Genomic DNA, 19,208 nt, shown 5'->3' on the forward strand with positions numbered 1-19,208 from the left:
TGCTGCGCTCGGCAAGGATCGCCTGCATCGTCGGCTTCTTTCTGGGATGTCGTGCGACAGGCGGGCGGCCAGCCCCCGTCCGCGGCTTCCGCGGGTCGGTGCCGCGGCCTGGTCAAGCGCGGAGCGGCCGCAGCGTCGGCGAGGACGCCGGGGAGCTCGGGGCTGTCGATGCCCTGGCCAGCGCGGAGCGCCCACGCAGGGCGAGGCCACGTCGGGTGCTCGTGGCTGGCCGTTCGTCGACCAGCTGGTTGGCGAACACTCCCGCCGCGTAGCCGCCTGCGCACCTGCGCACCACCACCGCGGCGAAGCCCTCGAGCAGTGGGTATGCGTTCTGTAGACCCCATCCTCGCGTGGTGCGCGCCGTCGCCGTAGATTCGCGGCGCGATGCGAGAGCAAGAGCGGCCTGCGAGGAAGGGTGGCTGGACCCAGCAGCGAGCGGAGGAAGCGGCGGTCGACGCCGAGGTCGCCGCCCGCGTGCACGTCGCCCGCAAGCGCGCCGCGGCGAAGCCACGTGCCACCGATGCCTCGGCCGAGTCGTCGACAAGGCGCCGGAAGCCACGCGTCGACCGCGCGAGCATCGACGAGGCGTCGCCAGCGCGCCAAAGCCGGCGAGCGGCGCGCCCGGCGGGCGGCAAGGTGGCGTCCGTGCCCGCCACATCGGACGGCGACGCTGAGCTGCGATCAGCTGGGCGCCGCGGCCGGCGCCCGGGGCCACGGACTGGCCGCGAGCCGCTGCCGAGCGTCGGCGTTCTCGAGGGTCTGCTTCCAGGACTTGGGAGCGAGCTCGATGATCCGCTCAGGCGGCCAGGTGGGCAGCAGGATCAGCACGTCGCGCAAGTAGGCCCAGGGCTCGATACCGTGCAGCGCACAGGAGGCGATGAGCGACACGATGGTGGCGTTCCACTCGGCACCGTCCTTGCTGCCCACGAAGATCCAGTTCTTCCTGCCCACGGCCTCACGGCGGAGCTCAAGCTCGCTCCGGTTGTTGTCCAGGCGGAGCCGACCATCCTCGAGGAAGCGATTGAGCGCGGTCCATTGGTTGAGCGCATAGCCGATGGCGCCAGCGATGGGGCTCCTCGGCAGGACGAGCAGGTCCTCTGTCTCAAGCCACACGCGGAAGGCCACGAGCACGGGCTCGGCATCCGTTCGGCGCTGCTCGGTTCGACGGCTCGGAGGCAGCTCCTTCGTCGCCTTGTCGATCGCGTAGAGCTTGCGAATGAAGCCGATGGCTACCGTCGCGCGCTCCCGGTCGGAGGTCATCGCCTCGAAGAACTTCCGCCGGCAATGCGCCCAGCAACCGACCTCGGTCACCTGCTCGGTGCGGAAGAGCTGCTCGTAGACATTCGAGGCGTCGGCCTGGACATAGCCCTTGTAGCCGCGAAGGAACTCCTTCGGGCCATCCTGGTTGTGGTGCGGCGTGAATCGGAACAGGACGTGCTCTCGGTCCGCCACCAAGACCCAGAAGTGGCCCCGCCGGCACTTGTCCTTTGCTTGCACGAGCACGCCGGTGGCATCGATGGCGATACAGTGCGCGTTCAGGGCGTCCTTGGCCATCGCCCCGACAAGGATCGCGAGCTTGTTGGCGCACGATTCGACCCAGCCGCACAGCGTCGAGCGCGAGAGGTGAAGGCCCCAGCGCTCGAACATCTTCTCCAGCCGGTGAAGCGGCAAGTGATCCGCGTACTTGCTCACCAGCACGTGCGCGAGCAAACCCGGACCGGCGAGGCTGCGCGGAACAGGGCTGTCGGGGACGTCGGCGATCGTGATGCCTTGCTCGGGCTCACCTTTGACCGCGAACTTCGGCCTCACGATCTGCAGCCGCACGAAGCTCGCGGGCCGCCACTCGAGCGTCTCCGATACCTCCTCGCCGATGCGGACAAGCGCGGTTGCGCGCTCGTCCTGCGCCTCCGGCGGCAACAGCTCGATCCGCTCGACCGGCAGATGCTCGGGCAGGCGTTGCCGCCCGTGCGGGCGGGCTTGACGCCCCTTGTCCCCGCTTCCGGAGGAGCCGTTCGGCGCCGCGCCATCGCGCCCGTCTGGCGAGCCGGTCGCGCCCGCGTCCGGCTGCGCACCGGCGCCCGCGAGCATCTGCAAGATCGCGTCGAAGGCGAGCTGCATCTGCGCTGGGTCGACGTGCTCGGCCTTCTGGCCGAAGATGTGCCGGCGAAACCGCTCCAGCTCGATGCTGGCGAGCTCGTAGAGCTTGCGGTACTCGTCCCGCTCGTGGGCAGCGCGTGCGAGCTTGTCCTTGAGCTCGCGAATCTGCTCTTCGACCGGCTTGCTCACGGCGCTGTAAGTACTCGTGAGCTCCTGCTTTTTGAAGGGGCTTGTTGAGGAAAATTTCCGCCGCTCGATGCAATGCAACCGTGGGTGCTACCCGGGAGCGTGCGAAGCTGTCAGGTGGGATCAGAGCGCCGGAGGCGATGCGGTCTCGGCGAACGGGACCGCTCTCCGCAACTTCGAAGGCGCAAGGGCGATGCCTTCAAGGATCTTCGCGAGCTCGGCGGCGTCGATGATGACGCTCGTGGCTCCCGGAGTGACGGCACGCGGGGCTCGGAATGCCCCGCGCTCAAGCCTTTTGTAAAGTAGACAGTACCCGCTGCGGTCCCACCAAAGGGCCTTGCAGCGGTCGGCCGCCCGGTTGAAAAAGAGGAACAGGGCTCCGGAGAGCGGGTCCTGTCGCAGCACCTCGCGCACGACGGCAGCGAGACCATCGAACGAGCGCCGCAGATCGAGCGGCTCGGTGGCAACGTAGATCGAGACGCGGCCAGGGATCATCGCGCCCCCCCGAGCGCACGAACAACGCGCGCCAGCGTAACCTCGTCGAACGACGGCGGGACGCGGACGACCGCGCCGTCGGGCAGGACGACCTCAAGCGGTGCGCCCGAGGAGAGCGCCGTCGCCTCCGGGGAGGCTACCACCACCGGGAGGAATGAAGGCAGCTTCGCCGCGTCTGGGCGCTGCCGGCACTCGCTCCGCTTCATCCCCAGTCGGCGGCTCCAGGAGTAGAGCGTCCCGGCGTTGACGCCCTCCTGCTCCGCGAACACGCGGGCTGAGTGCCCGCTCTTGTGCCAGCGCGTCACTCGATCGCGCCAGGTGCTTCTGCTTTCGTCCATCGACACCTCCGGCGCAGGGTTTTACGCAGCGTTTGGGCCTCAGGACAGCATGCAGGTCGCCGAACGGATACAGCAGTGGCGAGGGCCGCGGAATGGTCGGGGCTGCGGGGCCTGCGGAGCCCTATCGGCCGATTCGTAGCCGGTCTCGTGGCCGCCCGCCGATGGCGCTGCGACGTGCGGTGCTCGCGGCCGGCACGGACGCGAGCGCGACGTCGTGCGGCTCCAGGCGCGTGAGCGCTAGCGCGTCGTCATCGTTGACCGTGCAGGCCATCGCCAGGCGCCGCGCTCGCGGGCAGCGCGGCCGCGCGAGCGACGTCGCATGGTGCCACGCGCGTGGGCGTCACGGCGCGCGGTCACCGCTGCCTGGGCACGGTGCCGCGCTGGGTCGGGCTTGCAGCCGACATCGTGCAGCGCGGGGCGCGTGGCCGGTCGCCCGCACCCGCGGCGGCGCGGCCAGGCAGCTGGCGCCAGCACGTCGACACGCGCTGGCGCCGCACGGGTAGCTGCTCGCTGGCGCACGCTCTGGACGGTACGACCCCTGGCCAGTGTAGTGTGCTCGCCTAGATTCCGTTTGACGCCGATCCTCTGATCAGAAGAATGCCCCGCGTCGGCACGTTGCTTACGAGTTGCGGAAGACGGGAAGGGGACGATGGGCACAAGAAGGCGGCGGATCCCATGGGCGATCCTGATCATCCCGCTGCTCGTCGTCGTACCGACGCAAGGAGACGCCTCCGAGCTGAGCGCTGGTGTGAGTCTCGGGTGGCTCCAGGCCGGTACCGTTCCGCGCCTCGCGGTGGGGCCGCACGCGGGCATATCTTGGCCCATCCAGCGAGACATCCTGTTCACGGTGCACGACCTGTGCACGATCCTACCCCCGATCCAGGAGGACGGGCTCGGGATCTACAACCAGACCTCGGTGGACATCGGGTACGCGTGGAAGGACGGCAACGTCAGCGCGGGGCCGTCTGTCGCGTTCTACCTCATGCCGGCGTGCGGCGTCACCCTGTGCGGACGCGTCGGTGGCTTGGCCGTGGGCGGCCACGCGCAGACCAACACGTACGTCGCCGGACCGCTGGGGGTGTCGGCGAGCGTCAACGTGGATTGGGTCGGTCGGGGCAGTCTGGTGCTCCCGGGCTATGTGTCCGTCGTCATTGTTGCTGGTCCTGTGCTTCGATGGAGTGAGAAATGAACGTGAGAAAAGTTCTATTTTTGATCTTGACTATCGCGGTTTGGGCGCTGGCGGCGTGCAACATGACGTTCGGCGACTGCTATCCTGTCGGGGAAGGAACTTCGGGTGCAGGGGCCGGTCCGGGCTCCGAGCCACGCCCCGTCTTCACCTCCTCCGCATCCGGTGACTTCGGGGCCGACCCCCAAGGCGGCGGCGAGCGCAAGATCGCGTGCAACGAGTGGGAGCTCGAAGACGAAGAGGAGAGACCGAGCGACAGCTCGGAGACCCCAACGACATACCGCCCGGAGAGCCCGCCAGACGCGTGCCCCGGAGCCGGCGATGTAGCGGGAGCCGGAGCGACCTTCTTGAGCTGTAGCGGTGCATGCAGCTCGAAGTGTCCGAAGCCTGGGATGGCCCACTTCGTCTGGGTAGATTTCGATTCGTCGTTCTTTACGTTTGTTACCATTGTCGAGGATGACGGCCGGGGGAAGGCGGGCGGGTGGCAACAGGCCAAGACAAACCTGAATTTCAAGCACGTATTTTCAGGCGGCACCACCGAGTGGTCCTGCGCTGTCACCATCAAAATGCCGATCCGGACTGAGTTTATGGGGAAAATCGATCCACTTCGTGCAGCCAGCCTCAGCGAAGAGATCACGGAGGATGTTGCCAACGTCATGGACTACAACCTGCCGCCAGGGATCTTTTGCACAAGATTTGCCACTCAGGCAAAAGCCGCGTTCAAATCCAAGTACCCGCTACTCGGCGCGTCGGTGACGAGTCCATGAAGACAACTCGCTCCGAGCTGCTCGACGTTATCTACCGATTCTACCCGCGGGGTGTGCAACAAATCATGCGCATCTATGTGCCTCCGGGCGAGCCCGTCTACGAGGACACGGAGGAGCACGGCCGCCTGGTGGAAGCCGCAAACCGCGGGCGAGCGGAGTACCCGAGGTGGGAAGCGATGATCCACCGTATGTACGAACGATACGACCTTCAAAACGAGTCGCTCAACCTGTTTGCGGGGGGGATCGACCCGGCGTACTCGGCCCGCATCTATCGCCCCAAGGACTTCGAGCCCGCTCCTTCGCTCAGCAGCAGGGCTTCGCTCAGCTTCCACGTGAGCCTTCTCGGGCCTTATTATGGAATCCACAGCAGGGGCGAGCCCGACGAGATACCGGCGGCGGTCGCAGAAGAGATCGAGGCCACCTACCCCGGCTACCAGCCGATCCCGCCGGAGCTCGGGAACGAAGTGGTGCCGGATGTGGACATGGACGGGGTGATGATGGGCGAGGCGACGATCTACGTGTGCCTCTTCTCGGACGTCTGGACTTGGGTGGATCCGTAACCACAGCCCCGGGCGGCTGCCGTCCACGTGACCGCATTCGGCGCCACGGTTTGCGGAGCGGCCGCGCGCGTCGAGGTCGACGCCCGCGGGCGCGCGATGACGCCGGCGTCGACCATGGCGCCGGAGCAGATAGCGGGGCCGCGGCGTCAAGGAATATCGCGGCGTGGTCCGCACCTTCCGGCGGACCGGCGGCGGTGGTTGATGAAAAGGATGGGTGCATGATGAAAAGAGCGTGTTCTCCCGGGTGCGGCGCGGGGGCTGTCTACTTCAGCGCGGAGCCCCGGGATTGGGTGTGGGTCGCCGTGGCCCTGCTCGTGCTCGTCGGCATGGGCGCGGCGCTCGTCCTCGGCTTCACGCGCCGTCGCTGAAGCGGTAGGCCGCCCGCACCCCGGAGGGGCCCGCTCCCTTGTCCTTCCGGTCGGCAGTGGCCGTCGCCGCAATCGGCTGGAGCGCGGCGATGGTTCCCGCGATCACGCCATGGCGGATCGCCCGAGGCGTATGCGCTTCACACCGTTTGCAGGGTTCGCCTGAAGTGTCGTGATCCTATTCAGGGAAACGCAGCGTCTCGACCCGGGTGCCGTCCTCCCCTCGGATCTCTTCACCAGACCAATCCCAGCTCACGCCGCCCTTGCCCGGCGGTCCCAGCTCGTACGTGACTCGCTCGAGCGTGAGCTGGTCCTCGTCGAGGTAGGCGATGCCGATCGAGTCGCCGCCGCGGCCGGGTCCGCCGTAGCCGCCGTCGCCGCCTCGGCCTCCCTCGCCGCCGCCACACGACCATGTGCCGTCCCCCACCGCCCCGCCCGGTGCGCCTCGGCCTCCTTCGCCGCCTCGCTCTGGCGCCCCTCCGTCCCCACCCGGCCCGGCGTCGAGCGTCTTGAGCAGGCTGTCCCGCACCGTCAGCTTGGCATGAAGCACGGCGATGCCGATGGTGGGCTGGCCGTTCCCGCCCCCTCGGCCGCCTCGACCGCCGCAACCCCCCGCGCCTCCGGAGCCGCCGCCGGCGCCTCCCTTGGAGGCCACGTCGCACACGGCGAGTCCGCCGCGACGCCCGCCGCCTCCGCCGCCGCCCTGGCCCGGCATGCCGCGGATGCCCTCGGCTGCCCTGTCGCCCTCCCATCCGGTCTCAGTGAGCCGCCCGATGCCCTCGCCAGGTGCGCCGATGGCGCCCCACCTGCCGCTGTTCCCGCTGACGCCGCTGTCGCAACCAACGTCTTCGCGGTTGCCGCGTCCTCCTTGCCCAGCGTGGCCGGGGTCCGGCGCGGGTGCGGGCTCGCCATCCTCCCCATCTCCAGCGCCGTCGACGCGCCCGTCGCCTCCCTTGCCACCCACGCTCGGGATCCCTCCCTCACACGGGTTCACCACCGCGGGCCCGCCGGCGACGGTGGCTGCCGTGCAGGCATCCCCGCCGTAGATGCCGTGCGGCCCGTCGGGTGCCTGATTCAGCCCGGGCCACCTCTCGCCAGGGCGACCCCCGTTTCCATAGGATGTGCCGATCTCGCTCCGGGTGAGCTCCACCGCGGTACCCGACCGAACGAGCATCCCGATATAGGTTTCGCTCAGGAGGGTCACATGGTCGATCCTCGAGACTCCATCTGCCGCCCCGGTGTCGCCGGCGCCCGCCGGCTCGACGGTCAGAACAATGGCGAATGGCCTCTCGCGGGCGATGAGGCCGGTCTTGATATTCTCCTTAAAGCGTTCAAATGTTTGGCAATTAAGGCCTCCGTAGAGGTCCACACCTGACGGTAGGACGACGGCTTCTTCGAAGGTGTCGTTGCACGCGAACACCCTTCCTCGGCCGATGCGTGCAAGATCAATCGCGCGCCGGAGAGAGCCAACCGGCTTGACCTTGGTGCCCGGATTCGCATCATCACCGCCATAGAAAAAAGTGTTGACAAATATCCCACAGCCGTCCTCGAACCGATCGGCCGCAAGGTGTTCGAGACAGACGGATTCCGGCGGCGGTTCGTCTTGGCACGACGATGTGAGCGCACACGGCGGTCCACCGGCATCGATGGGGCCTGGCGCGCTCTCGCAGGCAATCGCAGCGAGAGAGAGAGCAAGGAGCGGGACAATCGCGCGTTTTGATGTCATCGGCATTCCTCGACCGCTGCGTCGCGATGGGCGACTCAACGGGGCGGCTCGCTCGGTGCACCGAAAGGATAGAGATGACCGTATGGGCCGGTCGCGCCTCGCCCCACCTCGTCATCCATACTGGCGTTGCCTGCGGGGCCGCCTCTTCCGGGCTGTCCAACCTCGAAGATCGTGCCGGGCAGGATGGACAGATGGGGGACCACGTACGCGATTCCGATGGCAGCGCCGCCGAGCCCACCGCCGGCATCACCGCCGCGGCCACCGTCCCCGCCGAGGCCGCCCTCGCACGCGCTCCACATGTTGGTTCCAGTCAAGCCCTGGCCACCGTGCCCGCCAAACCGCCCGATGCCGCCTGGTTGGCCCGTTCCGCCGACCCCGCCGTTGCCGCCATTGCCCGCGACAACCTTCGTGGCGTCGAGTTCCAACTCCGAGTCCTCCAGCGCAACGATGGCGATGCTCGCGCCGCCATAGCCGCCGCCCCGACCTCCCTCGCCGCCGCAACCCCCGCTTCCGCCCGAGCCGCCTGCCGCACCGCTTTGCGGGCGGCCTACAGGGCACGCAAGCATGGGTCCGCGCGATTTGCTCCCGCCACCGCCGCCCCCCCCTTGGCCGGCGCCGCCCTTCTTCCCATCCCTACCCTGGACGCCGACCCATCCGTGGATGTCGAGGTTGCCTTCGCCTACCGCACCGTCGGCGCGGCCACTGCTGGCACCGAGCGCGCCGTCTGTCCCCCTCGTGCACGGACGGCTGCCCGCGCCGGCCCCGGCAAGGCCTTTGCCATCCGGATTCTCCCCGGGCTCCGGCTTGCCTGGCGCGCCATCGCGGCCGACGTCAAGCCCGCCGTCGCCGCCGTATCCGCCCGTCGACTCGATGCCGTCGTCGCAGAAGTTGACAACCGGCAGGGCGCCCACGGCGGCGTCCGCGGTACACGCGGACACGCCAGCGTTCCCCTCCACGCCATCCATCGCTCGATAGCTCGGCGCGTCCTTGCCCGGCTCCCCATCCTTGCCGTCGCCCGCGATGACATCGCTCGACACCACCTTCGCCTTGGCCCCCTGGCTCAAGATCATCGCGATCGACGACTTCCCATCGCGCGCGGAGGCGTCGGCCGCCACGGCGCGCACGCCGAAGATCACGGACGTCGCGTCGTCCCCTGCGATGACCGCGTCGTTCCCCCCGAGGACCCGCAGAGGGATCCCCCCCGGTGGAGCGATGATCGTCGGGTGATCCGGTCCGTCGAACGACCCCTCATACGACCAGTCGCCGCCGTCACACCGGCGGGCGCCCCAGATGTCGACCCCCGAGGGCAGCGTGATCGCCTCCTCGAACGACCCGCCGCACGCGTACACGCGCCGGGTCGGCTCCTCGTCGTGGCCTCGTCCGTGCGCGGCGAGCCCGATCGCGTGTTGCAGGGTCTTCACCGGCGCGTCCTTCGTTCCGGGGTGCCTGTCGTCACCCGACGACGCGCTGACGAACACCCCGCAGTCGTCCAGCGCCGGCGCGGTACCAGGCGCTCCTGCGCAGGGGTCGGGCGGAGGCTCCGGATCGGGGGCGCAGTCCAGCCCTTCCCAGCAAGCATCGGAATAACGGCACGCGGTCGACGCGCCCGCGCTCCACGCGCACAGCACCACGGCGAAAACGGAAGCTCGAGCGCTTCGGCCGCCCTGCGAACGCATCTCCACCGCCCCGCCTGACCTCACCACCGTCCCTCGATCCTCACGCCGGTCTCGCGCCCGGTCGCCACGGGCGAGACGTGGATCCGCTCCTGAGCCGGCGAGCGCCCCAGGAAGGAGAAGTCGGTGAAGAAGGACGCGGCCGTCGCTGCGCCGAGGACACCCCCCGTGATGAGCAGGGCCGTGCCCAAGCCGTCGGAGAGGTTGCGCTCGTCGAGGAGGCGGCGCAGGGCGCCGCACGAGGAGCGCTGGGACGCTTGCCAGCACATCGACGAGCTGGACGTCCGACCACGCGTGAGCCCGTCGCGTTGCTCGCTCGCGTCACCATCCAGCGTGCTGGCCCTGATCATCAGGACGGCGCCCGCCGACAGGGTGGCCGTCGTGGCGGTGATTCCCGCGATACGCAGCGTCCCCGGCCAGGAAGCCCACGGGCTGGGGGCCTGCGCGCGCACGACGGGTGAAGAGCGCCTGGTCTTCGGCGTTTCCTTCGGTGACCCCGGCGCGCTCTCCGGAGCTTGGCTCACCGCCATACGCGCCAGCGGCATTCTGACGTTGTACGCCGTTGCGGCCACAGCCCCGAACTCATGGAACCCATCCAGGCGGCCCGGGGCGCTGGCCCGCACGATGCGCTGGCCGGGCTCCAAGAACAGCTTGTACGTCCGCGCGACCCGGCCTACCCACTTGCCGTCGACGAGCACCTCGGCATCCGGCGGATCGACCGAGAGCACGAGTGTCGCGACGTGCGATGTTGCCTCGCGCTCTCCTTTCTCGAATCGCAGCTGAAGCGCGAGCGGCAGCGCCGTGCGCTGCTCGAGGCTAAAGGCCAGGTGCTCGGCGGCATCGCGGTACTTGCGCAGCGCGAGCTCGCAGAGGCCAAGCTCGCCGGCGAGCTCCGCGCGCTCTCGCTCCGTGCTGGACGCCGGGTCTGCTGCCTCGAAGGCGGCCTTGTAGGATGCGTATGCCTCGGTCCACTGCCCGGCGTTGCGCGCCCTGCGACCGCGGCGAACATGGTCCTTCACCGTTGCGCCGTCACGTGGTCCTGACTCCGGATAGGCGTCCTCTGCGCTGGCCGAGCTCGCAGCGCCGGTTGCGGCGAGGAGCGCAGAGAAGAGCAGAGCGCGTGCGGAACATCGCATGGTTGGACGGTACTCGCGCCAGCCGCGCGGCGTCAACGGGAGCGAATCGATGCAAAGTGACCCTGGCAGTGGCAAATTGCGTTCGGGTGCGGCAATGCGATCGCCTGTTCGCGGCAGCGTAGCAAAGACTCGAGCACCTGAACGCATGTATCAGTGCTACCTGGTGCTACCAAAGTTGCCGCTCCTTGCACTTTCCTGCACCGTTTCGAGCGGCTCAGGGATGCTACCTACCGTGGGCAAGCCAGCGACCCATCTCCTCAGCTTCAACCGCTTCCGGCGCCTGGCCAGGCTTCACGGCGTGCCGGCGCGCGACGCCGAGGACGTCGCGCAGAACGCGCTGCTGCGGGGATTGGAAGTGGCGAGGCGGGTCGAGCTGAGCGGCGATCCGGCGCGGTACTTCGTCACGATCGCCCTCAACGAGGCACGGAAGCACAGACGGAACGAGCGCCGCCGCGGAGAGGTGCTGACGTCGTTCGAGGAGCGCGATCCCCGAGACGAATGCCCCACGCCGGAGGAACTGCTGCGCTTGCGACAGCAGGAAGAGCTGGCCCGGGACTTGCTCGACCGGGTCGGCCCCAAGGACCGGGATCTCTTGGTCAAGCACGAGCTGGAGGGGACACCGCTCTCCACGATCGCCGCCGAGCTGAACGTCCCGTTGGATACGGTGAGGGCGCAGCACCGCCGGGCTTGGGATCGACTCGTTGCGGCTTTCAAGCGGTGGACGGCCCAGCAACCCGCGCACGGTAGGGACGAGAGCGCCTGCGTCCCGCTGGTGCTCGGGCTGGACCGCCGTGCGTCGTGGACGGCCTGGCTGCGCCGGCTGGGCGTAAGGATCGTCATGCAGGGTGCGTTCGTCGTGTTGACCGGCGCGCTCCTCTCGGCGGTGCCGCCGCTGCCCAGCGCGGAATCGTGGCTGCACCCGGCGGCATTCCGCGCACCGGGGCGCGCGCCCGCACCAGACGACGTCACGGCGCAAGGCTCACGTGCCAGCGCGCATTCCGCTGCCGCGCCCGCCGCGCACGAGAGCTCGTCGCCGGCGGCAACAGGCAGCGTGCGCGCTGAGGCTGTGGCGAGCAGCACGCCCGCGCCCTCTGTGGCGACAGCACCTCGTATCTCGTCCCCGGGGCGCCCCGTGTGGCCAGCGGTCACCGCACGCGAGATGCGCCTGATCAGCCAGGCCCGAAGGGCCATTGAGGACAACGACGGAGAGGGCGATCACGAGGCGCGCCTGCTGCTCGAAGCCCATGCGCGGGAGTTTCCGCGCGGTCGGCTCGCAGCGGAGCGCGAAGCGCTGTTCAGGCACATTCGCTGAATCGTCAGCCGTCGATCGACGGCGAGCTGATGGTGACGCTGATGGTGTCTTCAGACCGGACAGCACAGGGCCGAGATCTGTCTTGCGTAGGAATGCTTACGTCCAGGAGGAGAATTGCTATGGAGGACATGCTGGGGGCGATGTGGCTCGTGTCGCCGCTCGGGCTCGCGATGATCGCGTGCGTCGCGATCGGCTTCGCGGTCACCGCGCGCGAAGCGCTGGGACGAGAGCGCGGGCTTCGCGAGGCGCGCGAGCACGCGCATGATGACGAGGAGGCAGCCCTCACCGATGCGAAGGAGCAGGCCGTGGGGGACCGGGATCGATACCGGCGCCTTCTGGACTGTCACGTCGACGCGGCGCTCGCGGAGCTGAGAGACGCCCGAGGGCGCCCCGTCCCCTGGCCGGGAAGGGTCCTCGAGTCGTTCTGCGCGACGACGCCTTCGTGGAGGAGAAAGCTGGCCGAAAGCACGGGGTTGGAACCGAGGGAGGTGGAGCGGCTGATGAGGAGCGACCTTCCCATGACGCCCGGCCTCGCGCGGCAGCTGGAGACCTTCACCGGCACGCCGGCGCGGTACTGGGAGCGCCTGTGGCAGCTGCACGACGACTACCGGACGGACGCAGAGGAGACCGTGGTGATCCAGGTCGGCGAGCCCGTCACCAAGCGCGAGAGCTCGGCGCGTCCCGCGTCGTCGCCGGCGCCGCCGATACCTCCCCGCGCGCTCGACGTTCCTCCGCCTGTGGTGCCGTCGCCCGAGCTCGCGGCCATGAGCCCGCGCGCGAAGCTCCCGCCGCCGCCGCAGTTGCGCCTTAGGTCGCCGCTCCCTGTCCGCGCCGCCACGGGGACTGAGCCCGCCCGGCGCGCTGCCACGCTGACGAGCTTCCCGCTACAGCGTGACGAAGGCGGGCCGGGTTCCGCGAACATTTCCGATTGGGAGGACCTAGAGCGCTCTCCGCTGAACACGACACTTCCGGGAGTAGGGAGCCATGGGTGAGCGCAGCCGTGCCTCGCATTCATCATAGGGTGCGATTTCGCAAGGGGGGGTAAAGTCATGGATTGTCCGGATGAAGGAAAGCGCGCTGCGGCGTACGCGCGCTTGTTTTGCCCGATGCTGGTTCGTGCGGTGTTGCTCTGGTTGGAGAGGATGGGGGTCCCTCAGTGCCAGCGTGGCGACGTCGCGGGCCAGGTCTGGCTCAACGCCTGCGAGAGCTGGCCCAGGTTCGATCCGAAACGCGGCAGGCCGGAGCGCTGGTTGAACGCGATCACCGTACACGTTGCCTCCCACTACCACGAGCGTGCGCGAACGCGGAGGGAGGAATTGGTCAGTTCGATCGAGGTGCTTGATCCAGCGCCGGATGCTGCTGCTGTGATGGAGTCCGACAACGTCAGGGCCAGCACCATGGATGCAGTGAATGAGCTCGATCCGGTGCTGCGACTCGTTCTCGTGGCACACGATTTGGGCGGAGTTTCGATGGCCCAGATCGCCCAAGATGCCGGGCTGCCCCTCTCGACGCTTTACAGGCGACGCGCACGGGCCATGGGTGAGTTGCGTAATATCCTTATGCTTCGGGAAGCCGGCGAGATCTCTTCGCGGGGAGTGGGACTGCAATGAGCGTCAAGGGCCTGGTTGTTCACTTCCGGCGCGACCTGGATGACGACGAGGCGGAGCGAATGATCGACGCTATGATGATGCTGAAGGGCGTCGCCAAGGTATCATCTGTCAAGGCCGGTTACGAAGACGAACTGAACCGGCAGCGGGTCAAGCGAGAACTGCTGAGCAAGATTGATGGGCTTCTGAGAGATGACGAGGTCCCGATCTAGCTGCCGACGAACCCGCGTCGTCGTGGTGTCGACGCAAAAGGCCCGCGGTGCCGCCATCGGGCCGCGCTCGCGGGCGACGCTGGCGCCCGGACGACGTCGTGCCGCTCCAGGCGTGCGCCTCTGATCACGATGCGCGAGCCGAGCGCGGCGAATCGGCATCGTGTGGGTTTTACGCGCACATGCAAGGGGTCGCGCTGGATTCCATTCCCACAAGAGATGGTGTTCACCGTGCGCAGTTGAAGCCGAGCGGACGCGAGGGAGCTCGGCGAGCCTGCGACGTCGACCGGCAGCCCCATGGTCTCGTACGCGATCGACGGGTGCAGGGCCCCAACGTGGCGCCGGCGTTCAGCGTCGCCATGCGCGGCCCGGATCGGCGCGCGTGGACGTCCGCGTGCGAGGCGCCCTGGGAGACATTTTCTCGGGAGACAGTCGGAGGCGCCAAGCTGGCCGATCGCGCGCGCCATCGTCCGGTCTGCCCGGTCTGACGTGAAGGGCCGCCGCTGGCGCTTGGCCTCGCGCCCGTCACGGGCGCGGGGAGCGTGGGCGGCGTCACGGAGGCGCGCGCCGACCGCCGCGACGCCGGCCCGCTGGCGTGGCGATGTCGCCGTCCGTGCGCCAGCGTTGTCCGCCTCCGGCTCGGCGTGACGCCGTGGGCAGGACGGCGCTCGACGGCGTTGGCGGAGTGTTGGCGACCACGCGGCTGGAGCTACACGACGTCGCCGATGCGTGGCCGTGCCGCGCGCGGGCGGCTCGTCGGAGCGCGCCGTGGGGCAGGTCGCGGTCACCGCACGCTGACGGCCGAACGCCTGGGGCTGCGCACGATGCCGCCCGTGCAGCAGCGTCGCCCGCCAGCGCGGCCCGACCGCGCGTCGGGGGCCGCCAGAGCGCGAGGGTAGCTGCTCCTGCCATATACAAACCTCGGTTGTTGTGCGTTTCGGGTTCGGGACGGAGCCTGAACGAGAGCCCGTGAGGAGGCCCGAAATGGTAATTCTGACGATCCGGTATCTCGTCGCGAGTTACCGGGATCTGGTCAGGTGTGGAAACCGCTCTGGTGACGCGCAGTTAGACCGGTTCGAGGGAGCGCCCGAGGGGCCAATTTGGGGGGGTCGCGAAGGGGTCGATTTGGTAATTTTGCGCGGGGTCGGCTGAGGGCCTCCGGCGAGCCGCCCACCTCCGTTTTGTTGCGTACGCGTGCCACAGGGCGACGCGCGACGGGCACGACCGCGGGGCGGAATGACGCGGGGCGCGAACTCGGCGCACGAGGCCGAGGAGCTCGTCCAGGCGGGAGGCTGGCGCAGGCGCCAGGCGGAGCTCGCCCAGGTGGATGCCAGCGCGGCTCGCGACCGCGGCGCCGGGCGAGCTGGCCCCGCTCGACGGCCGGGCCGTGGGACCGGCCGGGGGGGTCACCCAGCACACCGAGGTCACGTGATCGGGCCCCAGCGAATGCCAGTCAGGTCACAATGCCACGTGAGAACCGGCGTCCTCTTGGTCGCACGCTACATCAGACTTTAATGCCGTCGTCCTCCCCAGGAGCCGACTCTGGTACTGTGCTTTAACGCTCTTTAAAGTTGAACGGAAAATGAAGGCTTCGCTCTGGCAGGTTTGTGGTTCGGTGCTTTTGTAGACGCATGAGCTCGCGGCGCTGGTACGAGCTCGCGTGCGGAGTTGTCCGCGCGCCGAGCCACGTCCTGGAAGAGTGTTTCCAGATGAACAAGCAGACCCGGTGCCACCTGCGTGCGATCGCACGGCTGCACCCCGAGATCGGCAACCTCTGTGATCTGCTTGAAGCGCCCAGGAACGCCGTGCGAAGGATCGCGCACGCGCCGGGGGCGGCGGCGCAGTGGGAGCGCGCGGAGCAGGTGCTCGGTGAGCTCGTGGAGAAGCGCCGGGCGACCGCGCCGCGCCGGTCGAGGCTGGAGGCTGTGCGCCTGGAGGCGCTGAAGCGAATGGGACCGCCGATGGAGGGGGGAGGAAAACTCGAAAGCAGCCTGCGAGCCGCGTGGGAGGCCGCGGAGCGCGGGACGCCCGCGGTGCCAAGCCCACGTCCGGGCGATCAGCAGGCTCGTCTACGGTGAGGGGCTGCCCGGCGGGAAGCGTGCCGGTCGAGCACATGAAGCGGCGTCGCGTTGGACTTTCGCCGCGTACCTCTCCCGTGCATGCGCTACCGCGCCCGCTCGCCGATCCTATTCAGGGAGCGGGCGACGCTGGCGCACGGGCGACGTCGTGCAGCTCCAGGTGCGTCAAGGAGTGCTGTCACAGCGCCGGTATGGCGCCGCGCTCGGCCGGCTGGACGAGGCCGACGGCGCAACGCGCGCCGACGTCCGCCTCGATCTCTGCGACGGCGTCGCGCTCGCCCGGGGTGGGCGACGGTGGCCCCCCGAGCTCATGCTCGAGGATCTCGTTGCCGGCTAGTACTACAGCCGCACGTCGCGGGCTCTCCGCGGATTTCGATGGGCGGGCGGGCGATCGTGACGCTTGGCTCGTCCGCACACAAGTGAAGCCCAGCACGTTCGGCGTTCACCGACGTGCGGCTGTACTACTAGAACGCCGACCATGTTGAAAATCGTCTAATTTCGACATGTTATCCAGCCTCGTGGATAAGCCGCTGGGCCGCCACAAGATTCTGGATGGCTGCGGCGCGCCGGAGGTCGAACAGATTTCTCCTGGTGCCGATGTAGCGCGCGCTGTACCCCTTCCGCGCCGCGATGTGGGCGAGCGCATGCTCCACAGCTGTCCGCTCCAGGAGCACGGCGCGTCCTGGCCCGGTCTGCTGCAACCTCCGGAACTTGCTCTCCAGAGCTTCATCCTCGGCGATGGACACGGTCCGCCTCGCCCTGACGCAGCTTGCGTGCACTTGGCTCGGAGGGGGCACGCACCACACTCGTCAGGATTGAACTCGACCGTATCGCTCGGTTGGAACACCTCGATCTGCGCGGCTGGACACGTGATTGTCTTGGCGCGCAGATCGATCTTGAAGTCGCGCTTGCTGAATAACTCGGGGCTGCGAGCCCGGGGCTCGGAGAGCGGCAGGCGGTGAGCTACGGCCTGCGGCGAGAGTACGGCGGCGTCTGGCAGACGCCGGGCCGCGTGCACGACGATGCCCACAAGGATTGGTCGCAGCTCTGGGCGCCGGTGCACCGCAAAGCGACCCGAGACGGCGACGAGGTCGACCTGCTGGACGAGCTCGCGCGGGGCTCGGAACTGCTTCTCGGCGGCGCGTTGCCGCCGTGGCTCGTGGAGGTGCTGCGATGAGCAAGGACGAAAAGGACGACGTTGGCGTATGGTGGGTCTTGAAGCAGGCGAGGGCGACCTACGCGGAGCTCCGGCGGCGCTGGGACGCGCTCCTCGCCTGGGGCGTGGGGGACACGCTCCCGAACGTGCGCCGGCAGCTCGACGCCTGGCGGGAGTTCTCGGCGAGTTGGGAGGCCGGCGACGAGGACACGAGCACGCTCTCGGCCATGTCGGCCGACCTCCAGGTGGCCGAGAGCTACGCGCGAGAAGGGCTACACGGGCGGCGGTCCGCAGGTGCGCGCCCCGGACGTCGAGGACGCGACGGGGCCTCTGACGGGAAGCAGCGGCCGTCGACCGCGCCGCTACGGCCGTGGGGCTGCCGTCGTCGGTCATCGGTGAACACCCTCCCCGAGATGGCGCAGGGCGCGGTACGGGCGTTCCAGGAGCTTCCGCGGGGCGTACAGCTCGGCGCCGGGGCGGCGGCGGGTGGGCTCGCCCTCTACGGGGTCCACCGGCTCGCCGAAGCCACGCGGCGCAAGCGGAGGCCGCGGTGACGCGCTTCGCCCCGCTGCCCCCGCCGCGCGCGCCCCGCGAGGCGCGTGAGCGAGACCTGGGCGCGTCGCTTCCGCGCCTTGGTCGCCTCGTCTGCGACGGCACACAAGCTCGCGCGCCACCGGATCGAGGTCGCCGTGGGCGGGATCGCGTTCGCGACGGGCGTGATCGGGGCCGTCATCGCGATGCGTCGGGGCCACGATGCGCCGTGCGCGGCCGAGCCGCCCGGCGGCGCGAGCTCTGTCCATGCGCGGCCGCGCCCGGTCGCCATCGCATGGCTTGGGCCCGTGCGCGCCGCAGGTCGCCGGTGCGGAGCTCACCGGCGTGCCCGTGGTGCACCGGACGTGTACGGGCGATGGGTCGCCCTCGTGCAGCCAGATCGGGGACAGCTGGCTCGACGGCGACGGGGGGCGCCTCCCGGGCTGCCGGCGCGCGCTCGGGCTACCGGCGGGGCCGCTTGTGCTCGCGGCCTGCAGCGCCGGGGGGCACATTGTCAAGCGCCTGCTCGCCGACCCGCGCGACCGGGCCGAGGTCGCGGCCGTGGTGCTCGCGGACGCGACCTACACGACCGAGTGGACCGAGCGCGCGCAGGCGCTCGCGGCGCCGATCGGGTCGCTCGTGGACTACGCGGCCGAGGCGGCGGGCGGCGCACGACTGTTCGTGGCCACGGCGAGCAGCGCGCCGAACAAGCAGCACCCGACCGGGGCGCAGACCTTGGCCGCGGTCGCCCGTGAGCTCGGAAGCCAGGTGCGCTTGGACGAGGGTGCCTTGGCGGGCCTACCCGCGCCCGAGCGCCGCTGGGGAGGCAGCGGGGTGCACCTGTTCGACTACGGCGCCCGCTACAGCCACGCGGGGCACGCCACCGAACTCGCGCCGAAGGTGTGGGCCGCCCTCGTACGGCCCTGGTTCGAAAGGGTAAACTGAGCCGAGGAGGCATCATGGAGGATCAGTTGCCGATGTTTGACGGGGGAGGAGGGGGAAACGCCGCCGCAAGGGAGGGCGCGGGCGTACGCTCGTGGTGCAGGCCGAGGTGAACGAGCGCCCGGCGCGGCCGTTCCGCCTGCCGCCAGGACGCCCGACGCCGCTGCTCCTGCCGGCGGGAACGCCTGGAGCGACGGGCCGCGGGCTGGTGCGGATGGGCACCAGGCCGCTCGCGGGTCGTTCGGCAGCGCCGAGGAGCACGACCGAGCGCGCGACGACGATGACCGTGCGGCCGAGGCGCACGCCCAACCGGAGGTCGACACCGAAGCGCAGCGCTCCGCGGAAGGCGACTACGCGGGGCGCCACCGAGGTGGCGCCGACGGCGCGTGTCGCGACGGTGCCCGTGCCCACCCGGACCGCACGCGCGGGCGCTGTAGCGCCGAGGCCGGCCAAGAAGCGCGCCCTTCGGAAGAAGCGCACGACGGCGCCGAAGCTCCGGCGGCAGGTGACGTAGGGCGTGACGTACGTCTGTCGTCCGGCGAGGGCGGAGTCCGCCCTGGAGCGCGAGGTGAGGGAGATGGAGCGTTTTCTCGGGACGAGGAAGCCCAAGAAGGCGCGGAGGAAGCGCGCATCCTCGCGCCGCACGAGGTGATGGTGAACCACGCACGGGTCGCTCCGACGCAGCTGAAGCGGGTGCTCGCGTGCGACGCTGCTGCTCTGGCGCGCCTGCGGAGACCAGAACGCTATCCGCGGAATTGACTGGCCCGCGCCTGGCAGCGCCACGGGTAGGAGTGCAGCTGACGCGCTTCCTTCCACGTCGCTGCTGACGGCCGTTGCCCCCGCT

Annotated in this window: 21 protein-coding genes; 14 read left to right on the plus strand and 7 right to left on the minus strand. The window is 69.4% G+C overall.

Features of this window, described 5'->3' with window-relative positions:
- Window positions 1-681 precede the first annotated feature (681 nt).
- From tnpC to tnpA, 3 genes are read right to left on the minus strand one after another with little or no spacing between them, the layout of a single operon-like run.
- On the minus strand, window positions 682-2,364 hold the full coding sequence (tnpC, locus tag WMF45_RS13665) for an IS66 family transposase (protein WP_437709625.1): 1,683 nt from the start codon (window positions 2,362-2,364) through the stop codon (window positions 682-684).
- A gap of 42 nt (window positions 2,365-2,406) precedes the next feature.
- Complete coding sequence (tnpB, locus tag WMF45_RS13670; protein ID WP_437709627.1) at window positions 2,407-2,778, minus strand: IS66 family insertion sequence element accessory protein TnpB; 372 nt, start codon at window positions 2,776-2,778, stop codon at window positions 2,407-2,409.
- Window positions 2,775-3,116, minus strand: a complete 342-nt coding sequence (gene tnpA, locus WMF45_RS13675) for an IS66 family insertion sequence element accessory protein TnpA (protein WP_437709629.1) — start codon at window positions 3,114-3,116, stop codon at window positions 2,775-2,777. Before tnpA ends, tnpB begins: the two co-directional genes overlap by 4 nt.
- A gap of 649 nt (window positions 3,117-3,765) precedes the next feature.
- On the opposite strand from tnpA, the gene WMF45_RS13680 reads away from it, so the two are divergent.
- The 4 genes from WMF45_RS13680 (at window position 3,766) to WMF45_RS13695 (ending at window position 5,997) form a co-directional block, all read left to right on the plus strand.
- On the plus strand, window positions 3,766-4,305 hold the full coding sequence (locus WMF45_RS13680) for a hypothetical protein (RefSeq protein WP_437717341.1): 540 nt from the start codon (window positions 3,766-3,768) through the stop codon (window positions 4,303-4,305).
- Window positions 4,302-5,069 carry a hypothetical protein gene (locus WMF45_RS13685; protein WP_437717342.1) on the plus strand — a complete coding sequence of 256 codons (768 nt, stop codon included), beginning with the start codon at window positions 4,302-4,304 and terminating at the stop codon, window positions 5,067-5,069. Before WMF45_RS13680 ends, WMF45_RS13685 begins: the two co-directional genes overlap by 4 nt.
- On the plus strand, window positions 5,066-5,629 hold the full coding sequence (locus WMF45_RS13690; RefSeq protein WP_437717343.1) for a hypothetical protein: 564 nt from the start codon (window positions 5,066-5,068) through the stop codon (window positions 5,627-5,629). Before WMF45_RS13685 ends, WMF45_RS13690 begins: the two co-directional genes overlap by 4 nt.
- Window positions 5,630-5,847: 218 nt before the next feature.
- The gene (locus WMF45_RS13695) at window positions 5,848-5,997 is read left to right on the plus strand and encodes a hypothetical protein (RefSeq protein ID WP_437553442.1); all 150 of its coding nucleotides are present in this window, start codon (window positions 5,848-5,850) and stop codon (window positions 5,995-5,997) included.
- A gap of 175 nt (window positions 5,998-6,172) precedes the next feature.
- Here the strand turns inward: WMF45_RS13695 and WMF45_RS13700 are convergent, their stop codons facing one another.
- A complete protein-coding gene (locus tag WMF45_RS13700) occupies window positions 6,173-7,198 on the minus strand; it encodes a hypothetical protein (protein WP_437717344.1) in 1,026 nt (341 codons plus the stop codon).
- Between WMF45_RS13700 and WMF45_RS13705 the strand changes: the two genes are divergently transcribed.
- Entirely contained in the window at window positions 7,199-7,369 is a 171-nt protein-coding gene (locus tag WMF45_RS13705; RefSeq protein WP_437717345.1) for a hypothetical protein, read from the plus strand. It begins immediately after the preceding gene.
- Between the two features lie 386 nt (window positions 7,370-7,755).
- Here WMF45_RS13705 and WMF45_RS13710 read toward each other — a convergent pair whose 3' ends face one another.
- Together WMF45_RS13710 and WMF45_RS13715 are read right to left on the minus strand one after the other, a co-directional pair.
- Window positions 7,756-9,396 (minus strand): hypothetical protein, encoded by a 1,641-nt coding sequence (locus WMF45_RS13710; RefSeq protein ID WP_437719535.1) that lies wholly within the window; start codon window positions 9,394-9,396, stop codon window positions 7,756-7,758.
- A gap of 20 nt (window positions 9,397-9,416) precedes the next feature.
- Entirely contained in the window at window positions 9,417-10,529 is a 1,113-nt protein-coding gene (locus WMF45_RS13715) for a hypothetical protein (protein ID WP_437717346.1), read from the minus strand.
- A 232-nt stretch (window positions 10,530-10,761) separates the two neighbouring features.
- Here WMF45_RS13715 and WMF45_RS13720 point away from each other — a divergent pair, with 232 nt between their 5' ends.
- The 6 genes from WMF45_RS13720 (at window position 10,762) to WMF45_RS13745 (ending at window position 16,072) form a co-directional block, all read left to right on the plus strand.
- On the plus strand, window positions 10,762-11,841 hold the full coding sequence (locus WMF45_RS13720) for an RNA polymerase sigma factor (protein ID WP_437719536.1): 1,080 nt from the start codon (window positions 10,762-10,764) through the stop codon (window positions 11,839-11,841).
- Between the two features lie 119 nt (window positions 11,842-11,960).
- Entirely contained in the window at window positions 11,961-12,833 is an 873-nt protein-coding gene (locus WMF45_RS13725; RefSeq protein ID WP_437717347.1) for a helix-turn-helix transcriptional regulator, read from the plus strand.
- A gap of 57 nt (window positions 12,834-12,890) precedes the next feature.
- Window positions 12,891-13,451 carry a sigma-70 family RNA polymerase sigma factor gene (locus tag WMF45_RS13730; protein WP_437717348.1) on the plus strand — a complete coding sequence of 187 codons (561 nt, stop codon included), beginning with the start codon at window positions 12,891-12,893 and terminating at the stop codon, window positions 13,449-13,451.
- Window positions 13,448-13,660: a hypothetical protein gene (locus WMF45_RS13735; protein WP_437296997.1), complete on the plus strand. Its 213-nt coding sequence runs from the start codon at window positions 13,448-13,450 to the stop codon at window positions 13,658-13,660. The genes WMF45_RS13730 and WMF45_RS13735 overlap by 4 nt, the downstream gene beginning before the upstream one ends.
- Window positions 13,661-15,366: 1,706 nt before the next feature.
- Complete coding sequence (locus WMF45_RS13740) at window positions 15,367-15,735, plus strand: hypothetical protein (RefSeq protein WP_437717349.1); 369 nt, start codon at window positions 15,367-15,369, stop codon at window positions 15,733-15,735.
- A gap of 172 nt (window positions 15,736-15,907) precedes the next feature.
- A complete protein-coding gene (locus tag WMF45_RS13745; protein ID WP_437717350.1) occupies window positions 15,908-16,072 on the plus strand; it encodes a hypothetical protein in 165 nt (54 codons plus the stop codon).
- 169 nt (window positions 16,073-16,241) lie between these two features.
- Here the strand turns inward: WMF45_RS13745 and WMF45_RS13750 are convergent, their stop codons facing one another.
- Window positions 16,242-16,481: a hypothetical protein gene (locus WMF45_RS13750; protein WP_437717351.1), complete on the minus strand. Its 240-nt coding sequence runs from the start codon at window positions 16,479-16,481 to the stop codon at window positions 16,242-16,244.
- Between the two features lie 212 nt (window positions 16,482-16,693).
- On the opposite strand from WMF45_RS13750, the gene WMF45_RS13755 reads away from it, so the two are divergent.
- The 3 genes from WMF45_RS13755 to WMF45_RS13765 all read left to right on the plus strand — a co-directional run bounded on the left by WMF45_RS13755 (window position 16,694) and on the right by WMF45_RS13765 (window position 18,367).
- On the plus strand, window positions 16,694-16,912 hold the full coding sequence (locus WMF45_RS13755) for a hypothetical protein (protein WP_437717352.1): 219 nt from the start codon (window positions 16,694-16,696) through the stop codon (window positions 16,910-16,912).
- Complete coding sequence (locus tag WMF45_RS13760; protein WP_437717353.1) at window positions 16,909-17,445, plus strand: hypothetical protein; 537 nt, start codon at window positions 16,909-16,911, stop codon at window positions 17,443-17,445. Before WMF45_RS13755 ends, WMF45_RS13760 begins: the two co-directional genes overlap by 4 nt.
- A gap of 277 nt (window positions 17,446-17,722) precedes the next feature.
- Window positions 17,723-18,367 (plus strand): hypothetical protein, encoded by a 645-nt coding sequence (locus WMF45_RS13765; RefSeq protein ID WP_437717354.1) that lies wholly within the window; start codon window positions 17,723-17,725, stop codon window positions 18,365-18,367.
- The last annotated feature ends 841 nt before the right edge of the window (window positions 18,368-19,208 follow it).

The organism is Sorangium sp. So ce448, from assembly GCF_051520915.1.
Lineage (GTDB): Bacteria > Myxococcota_A > Polyangia > Polyangiales > Polyangiaceae > Sorangium > Sorangium cellulosum_B.